This is a genomic window from Cupriavidus sp. D39, from assembly GCF_026627925.1.
Lineage (GTDB): Bacteria > Pseudomonadota > Gammaproteobacteria > Burkholderiales > Burkholderiaceae > Cupriavidus > Cupriavidus ulmosensis.
On the sequence record NZ_JAPNLE010000001.1, the window covers coordinates 21,044 to 41,076 of the forward strand.

At 61.1% G+C, this 20,033-nt stretch carries 22 protein-coding genes and 3 pseudogenes; 21 read left to right on the plus strand and 4 right to left on the minus strand.

The genetic code is table 11. The features are described from left to right. Positions 1–17: 17 nt before the first annotated feature. A complete protein-coding gene (locus OMK73_RS00125) occupies positions 18–1,361 on the minus strand; it encodes an SMEK domain-containing protein (RefSeq protein ID WP_267600176.1) in 1,344 nt (447 codons plus the stop codon). Positions 1,362–1,771: 410 nt separating this feature from the next. Between OMK73_RS00125 and OMK73_RS00130 the strand changes: the two genes are divergently transcribed. The 21 genes and pseudogenes from OMK73_RS00130 (at position 1,772) to OMK73_RS00230 (ending at position 16,725) form a co-directional block, all read left to right on the plus strand. Beyond that, positions 1,772–3,463: a PRTRC system ParB family protein gene (locus OMK73_RS00130; RefSeq protein WP_267600177.1), complete on the plus strand. Its 1,692-nt coding sequence runs from the start codon at positions 1,772–1,774 to the stop codon at positions 3,461–3,463. 46 nt (positions 3,464–3,509) lie between these two features. Further along, positions 3,510–3,983, plus strand: a complete 474-nt coding sequence (locus tag OMK73_RS00135; protein WP_267600178.1) for a PRTRC system protein E — start codon at positions 3,510–3,512, stop codon at positions 3,981–3,983. A 9-nt stretch (positions 3,984–3,992) separates the two neighbouring features. Next, the gene (locus OMK73_RS00140; RefSeq protein WP_267600179.1) at positions 3,993–4,208 is read left to right on the plus strand and encodes a PRTRC system protein C; all 216 of its coding nucleotides are present in this window, start codon (positions 3,993–3,995) and stop codon (positions 4,206–4,208) included. 10 nt (positions 4,209–4,218) lie between these two features. Beyond that, complete coding sequence (locus OMK73_RS00145) at positions 4,219–4,419, plus strand: hypothetical protein (RefSeq protein ID WP_267600180.1); 201 nt, start codon at positions 4,219–4,221, stop codon at positions 4,417–4,419. Between the two features lie 11 nt (positions 4,420–4,430). After that, complete coding sequence (locus OMK73_RS00150; protein WP_267600181.1) at positions 4,431–5,459, plus strand: PRTRC system protein F; 1,029 nt, start codon at positions 4,431–4,433, stop codon at positions 5,457–5,459. Continuing rightward, positions 5,456–6,180, plus strand: a pseudogene (locus tag OMK73_RS00155) (PRTRC system protein B). Before OMK73_RS00150 ends, OMK73_RS00155 begins: the two are co-directional and overlap by 4 nt. A 20-nt stretch (positions 6,181–6,200) precedes the next feature. Further along, positions 6,201–6,824, plus strand: a complete 624-nt coding sequence (locus tag OMK73_RS00160) for a PRTRC system protein A (protein WP_420715417.1) — start codon at positions 6,201–6,203, stop codon at positions 6,822–6,824. Continuing rightward, positions 6,821–7,627 carry a PRTRC system ThiF family protein gene (locus OMK73_RS00165; RefSeq protein WP_267600183.1) on the plus strand — a complete coding sequence of 269 codons (807 nt, stop codon included), beginning with the start codon at positions 6,821–6,823 and terminating at the stop codon, positions 7,625–7,627. Before OMK73_RS00160 ends, OMK73_RS00165 begins: the two co-directional genes overlap by 4 nt. Before the next feature lie 217 nt (positions 7,628–7,844). Then, the gene (locus OMK73_RS00170; protein WP_267600184.1) at positions 7,845–8,105 is read left to right on the plus strand and encodes a hypothetical protein; all 261 of its coding nucleotides are present in this window, start codon (positions 7,845–7,847) and stop codon (positions 8,103–8,105) included. Positions 8,106–8,505: 400 nt separating this feature from the next. Next, the gene (locus OMK73_RS00175) at positions 8,506–8,985 is read left to right on the plus strand and encodes a glycine zipper 2TM domain-containing protein (protein ID WP_267600185.1); all 480 of its coding nucleotides are present in this window, start codon (positions 8,506–8,508) and stop codon (positions 8,983–8,985) included. Positions 8,986–9,104: 119 nt separating this feature from the next. Continuing rightward, positions 9,105–9,527: a hypothetical protein gene (locus OMK73_RS00180; RefSeq protein ID WP_183035942.1), complete on the plus strand. Its 423-nt coding sequence runs from the start codon at positions 9,105–9,107 to the stop codon at positions 9,525–9,527. A gap of 186 nt (positions 9,528–9,713) precedes the next feature. Continuing rightward, on the plus strand, positions 9,714–10,094 hold the full coding sequence (locus tag OMK73_RS00185) for a hypothetical protein (RefSeq protein ID WP_183035941.1): 381 nt from the start codon (positions 9,714–9,716) through the stop codon (positions 10,092–10,094). A 9-nt stretch (positions 10,095–10,103) separates the two neighbouring features. Continuing rightward, a complete protein-coding gene (locus OMK73_RS00190) occupies positions 10,104–10,577 on the plus strand; it encodes a hypothetical protein (RefSeq protein WP_183035940.1) in 474 nt (157 codons plus the stop codon). 232 nt (positions 10,578–10,809) lie between these two features. Further along, positions 10,810–11,193, plus strand: a complete 384-nt coding sequence (locus OMK73_RS00195; protein ID WP_267600186.1) for a hypothetical protein — start codon at positions 10,810–10,812, stop codon at positions 11,191–11,193. A gap of 124 nt (positions 11,194–11,317) precedes the next feature. Then, a complete protein-coding gene (locus tag OMK73_RS00200) occupies positions 11,318–11,992 on the plus strand; it encodes a hypothetical protein (RefSeq protein WP_267600187.1) in 675 nt (224 codons plus the stop codon). Continuing rightward, positions 11,944–12,801 (plus strand): hypothetical protein, encoded by an 858-nt coding sequence (locus tag OMK73_RS00205; protein WP_267600188.1) that lies wholly within the window; start codon positions 11,944–11,946, stop codon positions 12,799–12,801. The genes OMK73_RS00200 and OMK73_RS00205 overlap by 49 nt, the downstream gene beginning before the upstream one ends. Before the next feature lie 252 nt (positions 12,802–13,053). Continuing rightward, positions 13,054–14,082 carry an ATP-binding protein gene (locus OMK73_RS00210; RefSeq protein ID WP_267600189.1) on the plus strand — a complete coding sequence of 343 codons (1,029 nt, stop codon included), beginning with the start codon at positions 13,054–13,056 and terminating at the stop codon, positions 14,080–14,082. 92 nt (positions 14,083–14,174) lie between these two features. After that, the gene (locus tag OMK73_RS00215) at positions 14,175–15,101 is read left to right on the plus strand and encodes a hypothetical protein (RefSeq protein WP_267600190.1); all 927 of its coding nucleotides are present in this window, start codon (positions 14,175–14,177) and stop codon (positions 15,099–15,101) included. Positions 15,102–15,171: 70 nt separating this feature from the next. Beyond that, positions 15,172–15,818 (plus strand): annotated as a pseudogene (locus OMK73_RS00220) (DUF2201 family putative metallopeptidase); the annotation flags it as partial. A 111-nt stretch (positions 15,819–15,929) separates the two neighbouring features. After that, positions 15,930–16,289 carry a VWA-like domain-containing protein gene (locus OMK73_RS00225; RefSeq protein WP_267600680.1) on the plus strand — a complete coding sequence of 120 codons (360 nt, stop codon included), beginning with the start codon at positions 15,930–15,932 and terminating at the stop codon, positions 16,287–16,289. Between the two features lie 43 nt (positions 16,290–16,332). Next, positions 16,333–16,725 (plus strand): hypothetical protein, encoded by a 393-nt coding sequence (locus tag OMK73_RS00230; RefSeq protein WP_267600191.1) that lies wholly within the window; start codon positions 16,333–16,335, stop codon positions 16,723–16,725. Between the two features lie 154 nt (positions 16,726–16,879). Here the strand turns inward: OMK73_RS00230 and OMK73_RS00235 are convergent. The 3 genes and pseudogenes from OMK73_RS00235 to OMK73_RS00245 all read right to left on the minus strand — a co-directional run bounded on the left by OMK73_RS00235 (position 16,880) and on the right by OMK73_RS00245 (position 19,918). Then, a pseudogene (locus OMK73_RS00235) lies at positions 16,880–18,444 on the minus strand (MFS transporter). A gap of 292 nt (positions 18,445–18,736) precedes the next feature. Further along, the gene (locus OMK73_RS00240) at positions 18,737–19,216 is read right to left on the minus strand and encodes a DMT family transporter (protein ID WP_267600192.1); all 480 of its coding nucleotides are present in this window, start codon (positions 19,214–19,216) and stop codon (positions 18,737–18,739) included. A gap of 177 nt (positions 19,217–19,393) precedes the next feature. Then, complete coding sequence (locus tag OMK73_RS00245) at positions 19,394–19,918, minus strand: lecithin retinol acyltransferase family protein (protein WP_267600193.1); 525 nt, start codon at positions 19,916–19,918, stop codon at positions 19,394–19,396. Between the last annotated feature and the right edge of the window lie 115 nt (positions 19,919–20,033).

Here is a 20,033-nt window from a genome sequence, read left to right on the forward strand (position 1 = left end):
CGCTCCGGTGCGTCGGCTCAAGGGAACACGATAGCAACGGGGCTCGAGGCTGAGCGCCGGTCTATCAACTCAGTCAGATTCTCCTGCAGCATGGGGGCGAGCCGGCTGGGTACGTCCCGGGTTGCTCTCAGTACCACTCCGTCGCTATAGATATAGTCCTTGTGATTACCGATCAACTGACCAGCGCGGTAGAGGTCCACGAGGAAGCTATCGCCCAGATAGCAACTCATTATGTTCGCTCGTGGCGCCTCATATACCTCAATGTACGTCGTATCTCCCGTTTCAACTTGGTAGATCTCCGCTGCAAAGAAGAGCAGAAAAATGCCTTCTCGACAACCTCGGTACCTCAGCGGATCGCTGATGACAAGTCGAAAACAATCGACCGCGAATTCATTCGTCTTTCGGGAAAAAAGGAAGAAAGGCTCGTAGTCGTCTGCATTGGGATCCACGACGTCCTTGGTGGCGTCCACTTCGCGCAAGCTGAGCCCGGCCGGCATGAGCAGGCCGAGCCTCTCGCCGGTCGAACTGGCGTGCTTGACTAGGTCATATGCGCCTCGCAGGCTGCGCCGCCAGTCGGTTCCATTCTCCTCGCCAGGGCCGCCGCTGTAGATATGCGTGTAAGTCCCATCGATCCAGTCGCTGCTGACCCAGAACTGTTCGGCGACGTACTGGATTAGGTCCCTGCTGCACACCTCCGAAATGCTCATGGTGTCCGAAAAGATGCTACGTGTCATGCCAAACGAACTGAGTGCCTGCACCGCGTCGGTGGTCCTGACATCGTGCGCATCGAGGAGATCGCGCAGGTGCTGGCCAGGCCGATCGGCGCCCAGTAAGTAGGGCCGGATCGCGGATCCGAGTTCGCTCTCCAGTCTCTTGTAAAAGGCCTCGAATTTGACCGGGTTGGCCGCAGCGACCAGGATATTGAATAGATCCCCTAGGTCGTAAATGTCTACCTTCGGATCGAAGCTGAAGGCGCCCTTTGCCCTGACAATTTGCTTGCTTTCATAAGTCTTCTGTTTGTCTGTGAGGACTATGAACTTTAGCTTTGAGAAAGTGCGGTCCAAGCGGTGCTTAAAGAACTTCCGCTGTGTCTCAAGGATTTTGGTGGTGCTCGACGTGGTCGTGACCTGAATCGCGCAACCCGCGGCCGCCGAACCAAGATCGATAGCGGGAAAGCTGGTTTTAAGGTTTAGGTTGACGAGGTCCTTGTAATCGAAGGCGATCTCCGCGAGATCCCGGGCAAGGGCCTCACCGAAGATGGCGCCATCCTGCAGACGGGCCTTCGACTTGATCGCCACATAGTGCTTATAGGCGGCCAGATAGATCGCCAGGCGATCGGCTAAAGTTTGATTCGAGTTCATCGGTGTAGAAGGGCAGTCTGCAGGGTAAAAAGAGAGTGCGGGTTGAGAGGCCTGAGAGGCGCCACGATTTCCTGGGTCGGTCAGGCCAGCCTAGAGCGTGAGACAGTTCCGGCTAGCCTGCAGGCGATAGATTACTGGCAAAGCACGCGATGTCCATTTGTATCCGATGAGGGAATAAGAAGATGCACTTCCACTCAATGTCGCCCTCTGGCGCGCCGGCTGCAGTTGCGGTATTCTCTCGCCATCAACCGCGTCATTGACGCATCGACCACGCACCACCTGGTGCAAAGCTTCTTGCTTTACCTTGGACTGGGCCGCTCGCGGACCAACCAACGACGATTCTTTCTACCCCATCGGGAACCTGTTCCCGGTGCGGCAACGGGTTCCCTATCTTTTCGGAGAACCCCACAATGTCCAATTTTACTGTCCCCCTGCGCAAGATCCGCCACAGGGTGAACCCCCGTACCCACCGCAACGAAGCCAAGTTCATGGAACTGCGCGCTTCGATCAAGGTTCACGGGGTCATTCAGCCCATTCTGGTTCGGCCCATCGAGCCGGACGGCGAGTACGAGTACGAACATATCGCCGGCGAGAGCCGCCTGGATGCGGCCGAGGCGGAACATGGCCTCGACTATGAGATGCCAGTCCTCGTCAAGGATGTCGATGACGAGACCGCGGACATGCTCGCGCTGATAGAGAACGCGCAGCGCGCGGACATGGCCCCGTCGGACGAAGCCGTATGGGCTGCTCGTCTTGTGGGCAAGCTCAAGGGCGACCGGGAGGAGGCCGCCCGTGTAATCGGCTGGTCGCGCTCCAAGCTTGACAAGCGCCTCGCGCTCATGAACTGCAGCGCGTTGGTGCTCCAAGCGCTATCCCGCGAGCAGATCAATCTTGGGCATGCCGAGCTTCTGGCCACTCTGGCTAAGGAGAAGCAGGACACGCTTCTGCCCGTCATTACCAGCGAGGGCAAGTCGGTCGCGGAGCTCAAAGCGACGATCGAGCAAGTTGCCTGCAGCCTGGCGGCCGCGATCTTCGATAAGGCCGATTGCGCGCAGTGCCCGCATAACTCCTCGATGCAAGTCGAGATGTTTAGCGAGGCGATTGCGTCCGGCAACTGCACGAGCGCCGCCTGTTTCAAGGAAAAGACCGAGAAGGAGCTCAGCACGGTTGCCTACGGCCTCAAGGACGAGTATCCAGTCGTCCGCATCGTGCGTGCTGGTGAGAACCACACGCGCATCCAGTTGCTGGCTGACGGCCCGACCGGGGTGGGTGATGAGCAGGCCAAGGCTTGCCACGGTTGCCAGAACTTCGGCGCTGCCGTGAGCGGACTGCCCGATTCGTTGGGCAAGGTCTACCGCAGCCAATGCTTCGATACGCCGTGCCACACCAAAAAGGTGGCAGCGCGCCTCAAGGCTGACCGCGACGTGAAGGCTGAAGGGGCGAAAGCCGCTAAGGCTGGTGCCTCGGCAGCTGGTATTCAGGCCGGCAAGGCCACCGCCAGCGGGAAGCCGAAGACGCAGGACGCTGAGAAGCCGGTCACGGCCGTGTCGGAAACCGACCGCGTCAAGGCCTATCGCGTCGCTCTCTGGCGCAAGGCTTTGCGCCGCGAGGTGGCGAAGGATCCGAACATGGCCAATCAGTACCTGCTCGCCATGGGCATGACCGGCTTGTCGCGGAACATCACAGCGGAAAGCATGGGCAAGCTCTTTGAGAAGATCGCCGACGAGAAGGCTTCGTCGATCGATCTGGCTGCCAACCTGCACGGCGTCCACGCGCTCGAGGCAGGGCAGCGCCACAACCTGACAATCGCACTCGCAGTATCAGCGATCGAGGGTATTGAGGTGAACCATCTGGTCACGCTGTGCAAGTACCAAAAGCTTGACCTGACGCAGCACTGGAACCTTCAGCAATCGAAGGACTTTCTGGAATTGCTGACCAAATCCGAGATGAAGGTGATCGCGGATGAGCTGGGCTTGCGCCAAAAGATCGGTGCTGGCTTCGCCAAACTCTTTGCCAATTCCAAGGCCGACCTGGTCACCGCACTGCTGGCTGTCGACGGTTTCGACTATGCCGGCAAGCTGCCCAAGGTCCTGCATTTCTAAGCCGCCGTTCGGCGGTCTACATCCACCATTCTTTTAGAGGTTTCCCATGTCCTTTTTCCAGGAACTGGCAACGCTCGTGCGTACGTGCGAGAAGGTTGTCCTTACCATCACCCCGCAAGGGGAGAATCTCACTGTGTTCGTGGCCCCAGTTGTGAAGAACGCAACCGATCCGGCCCTTGCGACACCGATGGTGCTCACGGGCACACCGCAGGAGCTCGACGAGAGCTTCACGGCTGCGATGCAGTCGGTTGTTGCTGCGCGTGCGGAGCTGGTCGACCAGATCGAAGCAACCGCTTCGATCCTAAAGGCGGCGACCGCCAAGCAATCGAACAAGGCCACCAAGGCCTTGGCGAAGGCGGGCAAGCCCGACGGCGAGCTATCTTCGGAAGGCGATGACGATGACGGCAATGCAAATAGCTTGTCCTCGGATGGCGCGTCTGCGCAGGAACCCGTTGGTGAGGCTGTCGTACCTGCGCCGGTGGCCAAGCCGACTGGCACAAACCTCGCTGACCTAATCTAAGGGGAACCCATGATCGAAGTGAAGACGCTCGTTCGCGAGTTCATCTACAACGGCATGAACCTGCCTGACCCCGGACCGGCCTTTACGGCGGACCAAGTGCGCGACATGTACACCGCCCAGTACCCCGAGCTGACCACCGCCGCGGTGGATGGCCCGGTGCACCAAGGCGATACCGCACGCTACACCTTTGTCCGCGCAGCGGGCGCAAAGGGATGCCGTGCGTAAGCGCGATCTCATGAAAGCCCTGGCCGACCCGGCCGGGGGCTTTTCCTCCGACAAGCTGCCCGTCAGGGCGGTTTTTCATTTTGACAAGGAGAACGAGCAATGCTGTTCGATTCTGGGTTCACTGATTCGGGCTTCACAGCAGACCTCTCCCGATGGACGACATCGCGACAGCCTGCCGCTGCCCGACATCGACCTGCCAATGGTTTTCTGACACTGCCTTCTGTGACGGACAGCGTCCCTGCGCGGGCGCTTGTTCAGCGAAGGAAGGATGTTGATCTGGCCGCGCTAGCTCTTGCGCAATTTGAATCCGGAGTCCTTCGCCCAAGGGACGTTAAGACAGCCCTGTGCGCTGGTGATGCCCTTGCAGAGGGCATCACCGCGTGGATTAGGCGACATCGTCCGCGGTGCCAACGCTTGAACTTCGGCTTCGAATTGTTGGACCACGGCGTAGTAAGTACTGAGCTCCAACAGTTCGGGTGGGAGGATAACCTGGACGCACCTGTCTACCTCGGCATTGTGATGCCCCAAGAGAGCGTCTTTGTCATCGGCGACAAGGCCGATGTGTTACGTGCAACGTCCCCGGGTCTGCTGTGCACCGCCATGGCGCTGGTGCGCGATGCCTCGAGCAGGACAGTGCATGTACGGACGCCTGATGACTATCTCGAGATGTTCGGGCGGTGGCACTGGGAGTATGAAACCAGTGCCACCGACGAGGACGTCAGGGAGGGACTTGCAGAGCGTTTCGGGGAAGGAGATTCCGACATCGAGCGCTACCTGCCTTCGGTCGTCCGGTCAGAAATGGCTCCGGACGAGTTCCTGCCGAAATACATGCGTGTAGATCGTCGATCTAGTGACATCTATCGGGAGCTTTCCGGTAAGTCGCTGATGGCGGTCGCTGCGCGTCAGCGCGGCTGGGTGCGCAGCCTTTGCCTCGAACTGGCGGCCCTGAAAAAGGTGTTGGCGCGGAGCAAAGCGCGACGGCTATTTGGCGACGCACAGTGGGGCGAGCCTGCCTATGCTGCAGCGTCGATCGTCACTATTCCCGGTGGCTATGCGGAAGAGGTAATTGACGATCATTTTGAATGCCTGAGCAACGCCGGCGACTGCACGATGTATCAGATGTTTGTCCCTCTTGCGACCACACCAGAGTCCATCCGTGCGCAGTATGCGGATTGGGCAATCGCTTTCGAGGTCATCGCACGCCTTGACCGGGTGCTCACTCTACTTTCTTCTCCGGATCCGAACCAATGACCAAGATTCTCTCCGACAAGAGCACAAACGAGGTGGCCCTGCAAGGGGCCATTCTGCTGTATGGCCCCAGGCCAAGCGAGTTCTCCTACGCCACTGCGCACGTGGTGACGTTAGATGACAAGTCCCAGCGCCCGACTATCGGTGCCGGCACGCCGTTGAATCGACGGGCGTTGATTCACGCCGTCACCCAGGTTGCGGCGGCCACGCTGCCGAAGGGGAGTTTCTGACCCCCAACGTGTTGTCGATCAGCCCGCATGCGGTTACCTGGTGGTGTCCGCCTGCAGTGCGTCGTGTGTTCTTTCAATGCAAGGAGCTAGGTACCCGCAGCGAGCTGGTGCCGCACCCGGGCCTGGTATTCCAGGCCTCCGAGAGCGGCTTCCGTGTCTTTAGCCTCTGCGCTGACGAAAGGCCGATGCCCGACTCGATGTTGCACGAGCCTCCGTACTTCAATACGTGGGACAACGGCAAGATCTGCGTCGGCAACGCGCATCTCCCCAAGCAGATTGACGTCGCTTCCATTCCCGGCTGGGAGGCCGGGTTCTTTTCCTCCGCGTTCACCCACCCCAATGTGGGTGGCAAGCGTGTCAGCTATGCGGACGGTGCCTTCGCATTCTGGCGAGACATCCTGGATGGGAAGTTTCCTTCCTATCCGAAGCAGGTCCTTATCCCTTTGAAGAAGACGCTTGGCGACTTGATCGCCGGCAAAATTGGAGTCTTGTGATGCATCCTATGGATCTGACGTTGCAACAGTCATTCCCGACTGTGATGATGCCGCGCTTCGGCAGCCTGCAGGCTATGCAGGCCGACGGAGAACGGCTCGTGGTGGCCAGCAATGGCCTGTTTTTGGAAATACTCCGTCCCTGGTTGAACCTTGTGCGTCGTGTTGGGCAGTTCGATGTCGCCACCGCCATCCCGTATGGGATGGTCAAGGAGCGCACGGAGCTGATTTGTGGAAAGGTGCCGCCCGCATTGATTGGTGAGTTCGCCGCGCTTGCGCGGCAGACGATGCCGAACGAGGCTGGCGCGTGGATCACCTGGCGTCGTGACACGGGCACGTTCCGGCTGGTGCCGGTTAAGGTGCTGGAGCATAGCGCTGGCCATCTTCGCTATGAGCGACCGGAGCTGGTGGCCGGCGAATCGTTGGTGATGGACTGTCATTCCCACGGCGCTGCGGAAGCTTTCTTTTCCCACACCGACAACACCGACGATAGGCATGATGTGAAGTTCGCGTTCGTGCTTGGCAACTGCGCGAGCCGCCATCCGTCGATGAAGGTACGGCTATGCGCGAAAGGCGTCCTTGAACCTGCCGCCGATGTCCCAGCGGCATGGCGGCATGCAGTCTCGCAGGTGGAGGTCGCCCTGTGAGCGTATCCACTGCTTTGCACAATCTCCCATCAGGGATGACGAGCCGCGCTTGGAATGTGGTGGTGGTGGGCGCCGGCGGCACTGGCAGCGCGCTGCTTCCGAACCTGGCGCGGCTGCACCATGCGATGTTAGAGCTTGGCCACCCCGGTGGGATCGACTGCACCGTGCTGGATGACGACACAGTGAGCGAGACCAACGTGGGGCGGCAAGGCTTTTATCCCAACGATGTCGGCCAGTACAAGGCATCGCTGATCGTCAACCGCCTGAACCTGCTGATGGGCACGCGCTGGGAAGCGCGGACCCAACGGCTGGCTAGCGCTGACCGTCTGACCTGTGACCTGGTGGTTGGCTGTGTGGACACACGCACGGCGCGCAAAACCATCCTGGGTGCCGCTAAACGGGGAAAGGTGCGTTACTACCTGGATTGTGGCAATGAGACCGACCGTGGTCAGGTGATACTGGGTGAGGTTGGCGTTCGCGGTCCGGATCGTCTCCCGCACGTAGGTGATCTCTTCCCCGACCTGCTTAACCCGAGGGGCGATGCTGTTGATGTCGCTCCCTCTTGCTCGATGGCGGACGCACTAGCCAAGCAGTCGCTGGTGATTAACCAAGCGATCGCCGTGCAGGCGTTCAACTTACTCTGGACGCTGTTCCGGACTGGCACGCTGAGCTATTCCGGGGTGTTTGTGAACCTCCAGGCAGGTCGGACTAACCCGCTGCCCATCGATCCGGCTGCGTGGGCACGCTTTGGCTACGATGCCGCCAAGTGCGTGCCTCCGTCCAGAAAGAAGAGTTCAGCATGATGTTGAAGCGGCGCCGTTCCCCCAGAATCATGGGGGGGGCGGCGCTTTTTTTGCCCTGGACGGTCTTGAGCAATGGGTTGTGCGCTTGCTAGAATGCACGCACACACCGCGTCGTCGACGCATCGATTCGCTTGCCTGCGCAAGCACACACCCACGGGGACTCCTATCCCCGGTTCGGGCGATGGTTTCCCCGTTTCTAGTACCTCCAGGAGACGCCATGGCCATTCAGCACTACCTTATGCTATCCACCGCCCATCTGACGCAGCACACCGCTTGCGGATTCGCTCGCTTTCCCGTGATCGGCCAGGTCGACACCGGCCTGTTTGTACGGGTACCTACGCCTGGTGAGATTGGCGATCAGGTTCCGTCGGACTTGCGGACGATTCTGGAGCGCGCACGCGCTCTGGGTGCCTCACTGCTGCATTTCGATTGCGATGCGGAGGAGATTGAAGGGCTGCCGACTTACGAGTGGCGGTAGAGCCTGTATTTTCGCCACCATATCAGGAGCCAAGGATGATGAGCAACCTGGAGCCGATGGCCTGCGGCAATTGTGGCCACGGCCTCTTCCGGATGTACAGCGCTCAGCGCGAGCCAAGCCTCAAGCTAGTCGCGCAATGCAACAAATGCCGATCGACTTCGATCATCGAGCCGGCGCCAGCAGCTCTGCAGATCGAATTCGGCGAGCATTCCGATGGTCGGCTTTGCTGCATGCGACCAACTAGTTGAAGCTTCGCAGCGCCGAGGTTCGCTGCTATCATAGAAGTACTTACCGCGTCTGCGACGCATCGACACCTGCCGACAACCGTTGGCACAGCTTTTTCTCCCACCACGGGCCATCCTGCCCGTGGGCATGTTGGCCTATTTTTTTTGAGGCCATCATGATCCGCACGTTCTCCATCGCTTTTTTCGTTGCTCTGTGTGCGCTTGCTTCCGGCTGCGCCACGCAACAGACCTCGCCTAACGTCTATCGCACCTCCGAAGCCCTCCGTAAAGGGGACATCGAGATGGTGACGGTGGTACGCGCGCGCCAGGTCACCATCACCGGCAATGACGGCATGCTCTCCACGAGCAGCGGTCTTCCCGGGATGATCGGTGCCGGCGTCGGTGCTTTGCTCGGCGCCCGCACGATCGGTGGCGGCAACGGTCGCTACCTGGTCGGTGCGGTCTCAGGCGCTGCAAGCGGCTTCGTGTCGCAGCAGATCGCCGAGCATGTCAGCAAGCGTGCCGGGCTGGAGGTGATTGTCCGCACGGACAATGGCCGCCAGCTTGCTATCACGCAAGATGCCGACCAGCAGTTCAATGCTGGAGACCGCGTCTACTTGGTCGCGGCCGGAAACGGTTATCGACTCACGCGTTGATGCCAAGGGGACCGGATTGCCGGTCCCCCACTTCCTCGCCCCTCGCTTCCCCCAACCGATTCAACGCACCCCGCGGGACGCCTCCCGCGACGGGGAGCGCTCCGCTTCAAGGAGCCCCCATGTTGCATTCCACACTCACTGCTACCCACAGCACCGTTGTCCGGCGCCCCAAGGTCGCCCCGATCGAAACGAGCGGCTTGACGGTTGAGCAAGTCGAATCCGTGCTCTATGCCTTGCTGCGCGGCATGGAGATCGAGCCCGAATGGATCAGCCCCACCAATCGCTACCGGGACGAAGAGCGCATCCACGGACTGCACGCGGATTCACTGTGGCCGGCGCTTGGTGCCCGCGACCGCCTGGCTGTGTCGGTCTTCCGTGGTTGGTCCGAAGGCTGGACAGTTAATGTCGAGAGGATCCATCTCGTGACGGACGCCTCCGGTCAGTACCTGGCCGCACAGAAGCTGCTGTGTGCCAAGGTCTTCGGCTCTGACCTCGCATTCATGATCGCGAGGGTGATATCCGAGGCATTGGATCTCGTCTGAAAGGGTAGGGCGCCGCGAGGTGCCTGGCCACCATAAAAGAGCGCTTTCGGAAACGTATCTCCGCTTCGGCAAACGCTTTTGACCGCGTCTTCGACGCATCGAACCTATGTCTGGCTTGCCCAGACCCCACCCATGCGGGACATCGTCCCGTTGGGGATTGGAGTCTCGCGCTTCTCTGGAAACACCATGAAGATCCCCAAATCCTTTACCCATCCACACGTGCCGGACAACCGTTCGGCCTGTGCCACCCTGCAGCGTGATGCGTCACGCGTGCTTCGCCGTTTCGCCGGTGATTTGTCGCTGCGTCAACGCGACTTCGACATCCGTGCCCGACGCCAGCGCCGCCACCAGGTCGAAGTGTTCTCGTTGCATACCGAGACGCTGTGCGTTCAGATTGCACACGGTCCCGACCGGAACGCGGCAAGCGTTTCCTTTCGCACTTGCCGCGGTCGCGGCGATATGAGTGGTGGCCGCGACAATGTCGTGAGCCTGGACTCGCTGGATACACCCCGAGGCTACACCGACCTGTTGACCTCGCTTCGCGCGGTCGCTGGCCGGCGCGGTTAAGGGGTTGCCATGACCAAGCTCGCAAAGGTAATTCTCAAGACTACTAGCGGCGACGAGTTCACCTGTTCCGTACACCACAATGTGGGAGCAGGGAGGGTGGAGTTGCCCGCCCGTCTGGCTGACCTGATCGATGACGCCGAGGCTAACGGGGAGAAGTATGTCCTCGTGCTTCTTGACAATGGATTCCAGTATCCGTTGGCGATTGGCGAGGATGGCGGCTATAGCGTGGATCTGCTCGCGGCTGCCAAGCGCGGCTTCTGGCAGGAGGTAAGGCTAGCCCTGTTTCTACCGTCCAAGGACCAGCGCATGCAGTACGGTCGCTTCGTCCATACGTTGTCCGCTTCGGCGGTCATCGGTATGGCGGGCTATCTTGCTGGGAAGCCCGGCTGGTCTTGGGGCGCTGCGCTCAATGTCATAGGCTTTTCCGTCACCGGCGTTGTATTATTCGCCGTAGGAGCTGTGCTTTCCAAAGGAGAAAAGTGATGCTTGGAACATTTGTGCTAGTGTTGGCGCTTGGCCTGGCCGCGTATTTCCTATGGGCCGACCGCAATGGTCGGCGCTACCACAAGGACTGACAGCTTAGCCATCCAACGATGTCGCCCGGCACTGCCGGGCCATCCATGAAGCGCACCCCGACCGGGTGCGCTTTTTTTGTCTATCACGCGGGGCGTGCCCCGCTGGGGCAGCTCGCATCCACACCCGGAGTTACCCCAACATGACCGCACGGAAAATCTATGGCGCAGGCCTGACCGGCCAACCCGCCGGCGTCCATTTGGACGTCCAGCTGTATAGCGGCAACCGCCGCATCGCACTGCGCCTCACGGACGCGGATGACGGCATGCCCTACGGCATGCTGACCGCAAACGTGCCGCAGGTCGAGCTGGCTGACGACGAGTTCGTCGTTCAGGCCGGCTGGATCCTGCCGACGGACCTCAAGGCTTCCTTTTTGGCCAGCGGGCTGTTCGAAGCCGTCCGACAAATCCCTGACGGCACCGGCCGCGCCGAAGTCTGGCGAGTCGTGTCGGCCGAACTGCTGAGCGCTGCTGCTGTGCTTCGCGCCCAGCTACCGGCCAAGCGCCGGTCCCGGGCAGCCGCCTGAGCCATTTCCTTCCAACCCAGACGGGGCAATGCCCCGTTGGGGCCTTGCTCCCGGAGCAGACCCCATGTATGTGATTCACTTCGATTCGGGTCGAACCGAATCCTGCACCACCCTGGCCGGCGTCTTGGCCTTCTTCAACTGCAACGACGATCTCCGTCGGCGCACATCGGTGGACGCCGTGAGCGTTCGCCACATAGCACGCGGTGACATTCCGCTTGTTCGCCTGTCCAACGGGACTTTCGCTGTTCGCCCGAAAGGCGCGATCCGCGAGATCCTGGACACCATCCTCAACGAGGTTGACCGGGTGATTGTCCGTCCTGACGGCAAGCCGTTGCGCCCGTTCGAGATGAGCCGCGAGGCATGGGAGGCAGTCACGGCCGCGGGGCGGTTGGGCTATTTCCCGGAGGAAGCCCTCGCACCAGAGTGCATCGACCAAGGCACGCTGTTTGCCGACCCAGGCGCGGCATTCATTGACCCGCAAGCCCACGTTGACCAATTCTTTCGCCAACGGTTCGGCTACGGGACCAACGGGCCCGAGTACGCGCCCGGATCCAGCACCAACTCGCGGCACGAGGTGCATGTCGCCTATGCCCTGCAGCGCGGCGAGACGGTCAAGGACAGTGTACTGAATGCCTACCGTGCCAATGGGGACATTGGGCGCCACGATCTGCAATGGATGCGGGTGCTGATCGATGTCCCGGCGCTGCGGGGGCGCTCGCGCCCAACCCGCTGCAGTGGCTGTGCGCAGCAATGCGTCATGAGCATCTGCCTATCGCGGCGGACAACGCTCGCCGTCTGATCAACCTCATGAAGCCGCTACCGGCGGACTGCACGTTTGTTCAGGTGGACGACGCGCTGTTTGCCGGTGGCGTGATGCCGCCGCGCACCGCGGCCGTGCGCCCACCAGTCGCGCTCGATCCGCCGGCCTCGCCGTTGGCGGCCCGAATTCGTGACGTGGTGGCAGATCAAATCCATCGGAAAACGTTGGAACGGGTTAGCCAAGAGCGTGCGCGGGGCCTGATGTCGCAACGCGAGGCGGAGCACCAGCTGAGGCTCGCCGATCAGGAGAAGGCGCGTGCTTCCTATGAATGGGGAAATCGCGTCGCGCTGGCGGTTCTGGAGCGCAACGTTGCCGCCTTGCTGGATATGCTGGACACGCCAGCGGACAGCAATACGGCGACCAAGCGGGCCATCCGCGACGTCCTTGGGGTGAGCCTCACGGGCGTGACTGCGGCCATTCGCCGGCGGCGCATTTTTGACCTATGCGGCTTCTCGGAGACCGAGCAGCAACAATGGGACGCGCAGGCTGCGGCCGACCGTGCCAATGCGATGAGCCTTCGCGATCTGGAGGATGCGGCGAAGCGGGCTGAGGCAATGAACTATCGCCTCGAGACCGGCGCCGTGCTCAACGGTCGAGAGTATGTCGACCTCTGCATTGCGGAAGGGTTTTCAATGATCTGTCACGTGCCAACCGGCAGCGCGCGTCGCTACTACATCCAAGATCCCGGGCGCAAGGCAGTTCGTCCCCTGAGAGCCAAGGATGGAAGCCTGGCCTACGCGCAGGCCAGGCTCGCCAACAGGGCTGTAGGTGCTTCTGTGGCAGCGTGAAGTCTTAGGCCATACCTTTGTCGCCCTCCCTTCGTGGGAGGGCGGCGTCTTCTACTGGCGCTGGCGCGCTATTCGTCGTAACCTTCCATTTCGTTGAGCGTTGTTCGCATTGGCCTGAGCCAATCCCAACTGCGTTTTACCCGCGTCTTCGACGCATCGACCTCAGCTGGCTCCGCCGGCTTTCTTCTCGCTCCCGCAGGGATTCCATCCCTGCAGGGTGGCGTTCATGCGGGATCTTTTTTTGGATCCCCAATGAAAATCAATCCTTCCCAACTCCGTTCCCTTCTGGCCGCCTATATTCCGGCCCGTCTGCCTGTGCTCATCACCGGCGCCTGCGGCACCGGCAAAAGCGACATCGTGGAGCAAGCTGCGAAAGCCGCTGGCCACGACCTTCTCATTTCCCACCCCGTTGTCGAAGATCCAACGGACTCGAAGGGCTTGCCCTTCCCGAATTCAGACGGATCCGCTGCCCGCTTCCTGCCCTTTGGGGATCTGGAGCAAGCGCTGAATGCCAAATGCCCGCTCGTCTGGTTCATCGACGATCTGGGCCAGGCCTCGCCGTCCGTTCAGGCCGCGAAGATGCAACTGTTGCTTGCTCGCAAGATTGGCGAGCATAGGCTGCCCGAACATGTCACGTTCGTCGCCGCGACCAACCGGCGCATCGACAACGCTGGCGTCTCCAATATCCTCGATCCGTTGAAGTCCCGCTTTGCGACGATTGTGGAGCTGGAGCCGTCTATTCAGGCGTGGACGGAATGGGCAGTGTCCAACGACGTTACCCCCGAGCTGATCGCCTTCCTGCGTTTCAGGCCAGCTCTGTTGTCGACCGACCAGAAGACGAAGGAACTGGAGAATCTTCCATCGCCGCGCGGCTGGGGCAGTGTGGCCCGGCAACTGCCGGTAGTGCCGAAAGGACTTGAACTGGAGGCGATCGCCGGCGCTGTTGGCGAGGCGGCCGCAGCCGAGTTCATTGCGTTCCGCCAGATCTATCAACACCTGCCATCGATTGACGGCATTTTGACCGCACCGGATGTTGCGCCGATACCGACCAACCTCTCCGCGCTCTGCGCTATCTCGACTGCGTTGGGCCAGGCGGCACACCCCAACAACTTCGACCGCGTCATGGTGTACGCACATCGCATGATGGCCGAAGGCTACGGCGAGTATGCCGTGATGCTGTGTAGCGACGCGGTGCGCCGCAACTCGGAGATCTGCGCTACCCCAGCGTGGATCATGGCTCAGGGCACCGAGTTCGGTCGCCTGATTATGGGCAACCACTAACCCCTTCCTGCTTTATCCATCCCCTGAACGGCGAGCCACCTGGCTCGCCGTTTTTCGTTTCTGCCGTATCCATCCCATTTCCAGGAACCACCATGAACATCAAAGACATTGGCTCGCGCGTCATGCTGGCCACACTCAACGTTTCCGTCTGGCGGGCACGCCGCTTCGACACCAAGGCCACCGCCGAAGTGGAAAGCAAACACGAGGCCAAGGACATCGGCCGCTTCAACAAGCGCCTGCTGACCGACGGTGCCATGTCGTACAAGGACGTGTGCGCCATTGGCAATCGCGCTCGCGCATTGTTCGATGCCCGGACGCTCGACTATGACCAACTCGGCGTGCGTCTCATGCCGACTGCCGTCTATATGGACGTCGCCGATCGCATGCGCCACTACCAGGACGAGTTCAGCGCCGCGACCGAGACGTTTCTCGCCGACTACCCGCATTTCATGGAGGAGGCGAAATGCGCACTGAACGACCTCTTTGACGAGGCCGACTATCCGACCGTGGCCGAATTGCGCAAGAAGTTCGGCATGCGCATGGCGGTTCTTCCGTTCCCCGACGCTGACCAGTTCGACATCAACCTGCCACACGACGTGTTGGCGGGGTTGAAGGGCGAGATGGACGATCGCGTGCTCAGCGCGGTGAAGACGGCCAACGACGACCTGGTCGGCCGGCTGTTCGAGGCCGTGCAGCATCTGGCCAACCGGCTCTACCAAGGCACCAGCGTGCGTTTGGACGTGGCGGATAAGGTGCGCGAGCTTTGCGACCTGCTGCCTCAGCTGAACTTCTCTGCCGATCCGGCGCTGACAACCATCCTGGCCGATGCCAAGGCTCACCTCGCCGTTCATTCTGGTGCGGAGTTGAAGGAGTCACCGGAATTGCGTCAGCAGGTCGCGCAGAAGGCGATGGAGATCGAGGCGCAGATGTCGGCCTTCATGGGCGGCATGTCGAGCTTCTCGATGCCTGCGCCGGCGCAAGCTGCCCCGTCGACCATGTTCCGACTGCTGTCGGCGTGAGGTGATCATGCTCGATCGCATCAAGAACCAGCGCGTGGCCATGATCCTGTCGGAGCCGTTCTTCGGCGTTATGGCCAGGCGGCTACTCATCGTTGAGGATCCGACCTGCAAGAGCACGTGGACGGATGGCGTGTCGCTGGGGTTGAACCCGCGCTATGTCGAAACCCTGACGGATTTGCAATTGCGGGGTGAGTTGGCCCGTAGCGTCATGCACCCGGCTAACGGCCACAACTGGCGCCGCGGCGGCCGGGATGCTAAGCGATGGAATCGGGCTTGCCACTACGCCATCAACCCGATGGTGCTGGGGGCAGGGTTCCAGTTGCCCGCAGGCGCTTTGGTCGACGGCCGTTTCCTTGGCAAGTCCGCCGAGGAGATCTACGCACAGTTGCGCCAGGAAGATTCGGAAGCGCAACAACAAGCGCAGCCGGATCCGAACGGCCAGGGCACGGGCACGGGTGGTGCTCAGGCGGCGCCGCGGCAAGGTACTGGGCCTACCCCGGTGTTCGAACCGGGGGAGGTGCGCAACCGGCCTGATGATGCCGAAGACGGAAACGTCGAAGGGCAATGGAAGGTGGCCATGCTGCAGGCAGCGCAAGCTGCCCGCATGCGTGGCGCCATGGGCGGGGTCTGGAAGCAATGGTGCAGGCAGCCAGCCGGCCTTCTGTCGACTGGCGTGCGGTCTTGCACCGCTTCGTCCACGAGGCCAGCAAGACCGACTACACCTGGTCACGGCCCAACTCCCGGTACACCCACCTCGGGCTGTACTTGCCCTCTCTGCACACCCAGGCCGTTGGCGATGCGGTGTTGGTGCGCGACACCAGCGGTTCGGTGTTCGGTGAGACGCAACGGCAGTTTGCCGCGGAGATCGAATCGGTTTTCCACCAGCTGCAGCCCGCGCGACTCTTCGTTATCGACTGCGACACCAGGATCAGTCAGGTCCAGGTCTTTGAGCGCGGAGACACGCTTGATCTCGGCCCTGTGAAGGGCGGCGGCGGTACCAGCTTTCGGGCCCCGTTCGCCTGGTTGGAGAAGGAGGGCGTCGATCCGGCGTTCCTTGTCTACCTGACCGATCTGGACGGCGCATTCCCTGCCAGCCCGCCTGCCTACCCGACCCTCTGGGCGTCGACCATTCCCCTGCACAAGACGAAAGCACCGCCATTTGGCGAAACAGTTGACGTCATCGTCTGAATTAGCCCCGGCCTCGGCCGGGGTTTTCTATTTGGAGGCTTCAATGCAAAGGCCTGCACATCCGGCTATTGATCTCGACACGCTCGCGGCCCATGGCCAAGCCCAGTACGTAGAGCAATGGCTTGCCGACAAGAAGAGACAACTTTCGTTTCTGCCTTACGACGAATGGCTAGAGGCGCAGCTACATCTGGGCGCCAGCCTTGGCCCAGCCGTACGCTACCAGCAGGGGCGGCTCGTTTTCGAACTGCAGCACGGTGGTTGGTATCACATCACCGACGCAGTCCGTGGGGAGCGTACGTTCCGCTGCATGATCGTTGGCAATATACCGCTTGTGGCGTTCGTATCCGCCGACTCAGGCACACGATACCCCTGGCTCTGCGTCTCGGGGCTTTTCACGATAGAAGAGATCGTGACGATGCGCCAAATACGGAAGTAGAAAAAGGAAGCTATACCCTGAGGGGGAGTGGAATCGAGGCATGAATTCGTCCACTTTCCGATGGTCGTTGCGCAGTTTTGCGCAAGAATATTGGCAGTTTTAGCGCAGTAGCAGACCTGGCTTGGTATGCGCAAGCCAGGTCTGGTGTTGAAGGTTAGGCGTTGGAGCCCAGCTCTTCAGTTGCCGGCACACTGGCTTGCTGCGGTGTGCGCGAGAGGAAGCCAAATACCGCGACGGCAGACAGCACGGTGATGACAGTCAGCACATGCAGCAGCATGCGGAACGCGTCTCCGTAGCCAGCTACCAGCAACTGATGGCTGACTTGAGGCAGCGCTTCGGCAGCGTGCGCCAAGTCGCCAGTGGCCAGCCGTTGCGCGGCTTCGCCCAGCTTTCCGGCCGTCGAACCAGCTTCCACAAGCACCGCACTCAGGCTCACATTGGCAATGGCAGCCAGGACTGCGCTGACCGTCGCAAGGGCGATTCCCTCACCTGCTACGCGCGTCGTATTGAAGATACCTGTCGCCATCCCTGCACGTTCCTTAGGCACCACGCTTACTGCGAGACCATCCATCAGGCCCCACGGCATACCTGCGCCGATACCAATCAACAGCATCGGGGGCACCACTGCAAAGCCGGCTGCGCCCACGTCGATCTGGCTGAACCAGTGCAGACCCACCGCGGCGATGAGGAAGCCAATGCCCGAGAGCACGCCTGCGGAGACCCACCGCGTAAGCGTGGCGACCAGCACGGGGACAACCAGCATCGGTGCCGATAGCGCAATCATGAGAATGCCGGCATCGATCTCGCTCATGCCTTCAATTCCGATAAAGCGCAACGGCAGCATCACCACGAGCACGATATAGCTGTAGCAGGTGCCAATGGGCAGCATCTGCACGCCGACAAATCGCGGGATGCGGAACAGGCTCAGGTCGAGCATGGGGCGCGCCGAGCGAGATTCGACGTAAATGAAGATGGCCAGCATCAGCGCCGAAGCAGCCAATGAACCCGCGACAAGCGCGCTGGACCAGCCACTCTCAGGTGCCTGGATGACGGCGAACGTGAACAGGACCAGCGTGGCGGTGAACGAGACGGTGCCGGGCCAATCCAGCCCCTGCGCGTTGGGGTCGCGAGTCTCACGCATACGCGGCACGCCGAATAACATGGCCGCCGCGCCAATCAGGGCCGTCGACAGGAACACCGACCGCCAACCAAACGCGTCGATCAGCACGCCACCCAAGAGCGGACCGAATGCGAGGCCGATGCCGAAGCTCGTGCCCAGCATGCTGAATGCACGCGTGCGCGCGTGGCCTTCGAATTCCTGAGCCAGCGCAGCACTTCCCCGGACAGTGCTGCAGCTGCAGCGATGCCCTGGACGGCACGCAGGATATCGAGCCAGGCGACCGACGGCGCAGCAGCGAGTGCCAGCGACGTCAGCACGAAGAAGCCGATGCCGATGCTGAACAGGCGCTTGCGCCCATAGACGTCAGCCAGCGCGCCGGCCGCCATCAACAGGCTGCCAAAGCTGAGCATGAACGCGTTGGTGATCCAGGTCAGCGAGACAGCGCTGCCGCCGAGTTCGCGACCGATGGCGGGCGTGGAAACCGCACCGCCGGTGAAGCTAAGCGGCAGCACGATTGCCGCCATGCAGACCGCTAGCAAGATGAGAGGTTTGCCGCGCTCGGAAGCGTGACTGTCAGTTAAAGAGTCTGGCGAGTTCATGGGCGAATTGGATGATGGATTGTATGCCGTCAACGACATCGGAATGCTCGGACCTGGCTGCGATCCGCCTACGGCGGTTCGGCGCAGAATCCAACGTTGAGTACTTCGCGGGAGGGAAATTGCGCGTGCAGATTGCCGCAGCGATTGGCCGCATGCCGGCACCCTGGGAAGGTGGAAATGTAGCGTTTGACTCCTCCTCGATAAAGGCTTCGAATGGCGACGCACCGTATCTCGTGTAGAGACAATCGCGGACGGGCCGCCAGGACTTGCTATCAGGGCTAGGCGGCCTCGCCTACGGCGACCGGCCGAGCGTCGCAGCAATCTTGTCGCTGAAAAGCACCAGGACGACGCCGCTAAAGATCACGAATACGCCTGCCGTGCGCATCACGGTCATCGGCCGCGGAACGGCAGCCGCGAGACCATGCTGGTCAATGAGCATTCCAGCGAGAAACTGGCCAAAGATGAATAGAGAGACAGTGTTGACGCTGCCGATGCGAGGCGAGGCAAGCAGGCTCCCGCATATCGCGACTGCGCCGAACACCCCGCCGCTGAGCCGCCACGAGGGTTGCGCGAGCAACAACCCCATCGTCGACAAGAGGTTGCCTCGCGCAAAGGCGACACCCGCAAGCGCGAGGCAACCGATTGCAAACGAGACCAGCGCTGCCAGCAGCCGGTCCCCTCCGAGTCCTGCGGCCAGACGCCCGTTGACCCACGTCTCCAGAGATGCAGCGGCGCCCCCAGCTAGTGGGGCAATAATCAGAAGTGGTGTCATTGGCGTGGCGCTTTTGAATTGGGTTCGGAATATGTCGACCGGCGACTGCCTGATGTGTTCACACCATCGTCAGCAACTGCGCGACTTGGGCTGTTAGCCAGCCGCAACTAACGCAAAGAACGATCCACCCGGCGATGATGATCACCGAATCTTTGAGACGCATTTCAACTCCAAACTTCACGTTTGTGCGGAAGGACGGAAGCCTTCCATGCACGAGGTCATCTCATCGCGACGCACCCATTGGCGAACCATCAGCGCAAGGGTCCTTGCTGCGTTCCTAGGGTGCCGAAGACACTCCCGAACCTGTTCGCTGCGCGCGATGCCGGTAATGCACCAGGTGCAGAAGTGCTCGCAGTTGTTTCTCAACAAGCTGTAGCGCCGTTCGCCGATCCGGGACCGCGCTCTCGCCAGCGCCACGTACCCGCGGTACGGAGCACCCATGTCATTGCCGACCCGCACCGCCTTCCCCGAGGAGAAGCATTCAAGCGACACCTCCTCAACCGGACCAGGCCTGCGCGAACGGGTGAAGCCGGCGTAGTGAATGACGTTGCCGTTACCCGAATAGAGGCCGTGGTGAACGTAGCCATTCCGCTCGCTGAGGAGGTGCGCTCCGAGCGCAAACCGCTCAGCCGACATCGACAGGCCCGATGACGGGTTGTCGTCTTGAGGTGCAGAGAATGCTGTTTCGGTGAGTGGGCGCATGGCTTTCGAGCGGTGAGGCTTGCGACACTCCGGTCGAGGTCTGCTTCGGCCGGAGGGGTAACCGTGTCAACCACGGTGAAGGCATTATGGTTGCCTACCAATGGTTGATAAATGC

What these genes read in the sequence shown, in the direction of transcription:
- OMK73_RS00245 (WP_267600193.1), bottom strand. Translation starts at nt 19,918, where the DNA reads ATGCGCCCACTCACCGAAACAGCATTCTCTGCACCTCAAGACGACAAC.
- OMK73_RS00140 (WP_267600179.1), top strand. Translation starts at nt 3,993, where the DNA reads ATGATCGAAGTGAAGACGCTCGTTCGCGAGTTCATCTACAACGGCATG.
- OMK73_RS00215 (WP_267600190.1), top strand. Translation starts at nt 14,175, where the DNA reads ATGAACATCAAAGACATTGGCTCGCGCGTCATGCTGGCCACACTCAAC.
- OMK73_RS00180 (WP_183035942.1), top strand. Translation starts at nt 9,105, where the DNA reads ATGTTGCATTCCACACTCACTGCTACCCACAGCACCGTTGTCCGGCGC.
- OMK73_RS00170 (WP_267600184.1), top strand. Translation starts at nt 7,845, where the DNA reads ATGGCCATTCAGCACTACCTTATGCTATCCACCGCCCATCTGACGCAG.
- OMK73_RS00185 (WP_183035941.1), top strand. Translation starts at nt 9,714, where the DNA reads ATGAAGATCCCCAAATCCTTTACCCATCCACACGTGCCGGACAACCGT.
- OMK73_RS00190 (WP_183035940.1), top strand. Translation starts at nt 10,104, where the DNA reads ATGACCAAGCTCGCAAAGGTAATTCTCAAGACTACTAGCGGCGACGAG.
- OMK73_RS00125 (WP_267600176.1), bottom strand. Translation starts at nt 1,361, where the DNA reads ATGAACTCGAATCAAACTTTAGCCGATCGCCTGGCGATCTATCTGGCC.
- OMK73_RS00130 (WP_267600177.1), top strand. Translation starts at nt 1,772, where the DNA reads ATGTCCAATTTTACTGTCCCCCTGCGCAAGATCCGCCACAGGGTGAAC.
- OMK73_RS00230 (WP_267600191.1), top strand. Translation starts at nt 16,333, where the DNA reads ATGCAAAGGCCTGCACATCCGGCTATTGATCTCGACACGCTCGCGGCC.
- OMK73_RS00135 (WP_267600178.1), top strand. Translation starts at nt 3,510, where the DNA reads ATGTCCTTTTTCCAGGAACTGGCAACGCTCGTGCGTACGTGCGAGAAG.
- OMK73_RS00205 (WP_267600188.1), top strand. Translation starts at nt 11,944, where the DNA reads ATGCGTCATGAGCATCTGCCTATCGCGGCGGACAACGCTCGCCGTCTG.
- OMK73_RS00240 (WP_267600192.1), bottom strand. Translation starts at nt 19,216, where the DNA reads ATGACACCACTTCTGATTATTGCCCCACTAGCTGGGGGCGCCGCTGCA.
- OMK73_RS00210 (WP_267600189.1), top strand. Translation starts at nt 13,054, where the DNA reads ATGAAAATCAATCCTTCCCAACTCCGTTCCCTTCTGGCCGCCTATATT.
- OMK73_RS00175 (WP_267600185.1), top strand. Translation starts at nt 8,506, where the DNA reads ATGATCCGCACGTTCTCCATCGCTTTTTTCGTTGCTCTGTGTGCGCTT.
- OMK73_RS00195 (WP_267600186.1), top strand. Translation starts at nt 10,810, where the DNA reads ATGACCGCACGGAAAATCTATGGCGCAGGCCTGACCGGCCAACCCGCC.
- OMK73_RS00145 (WP_267600180.1), top strand. Translation starts at nt 4,219, where the DNA reads ATGAAAGCCCTGGCCGACCCGGCCGGGGGCTTTTCCTCCGACAAGCTG.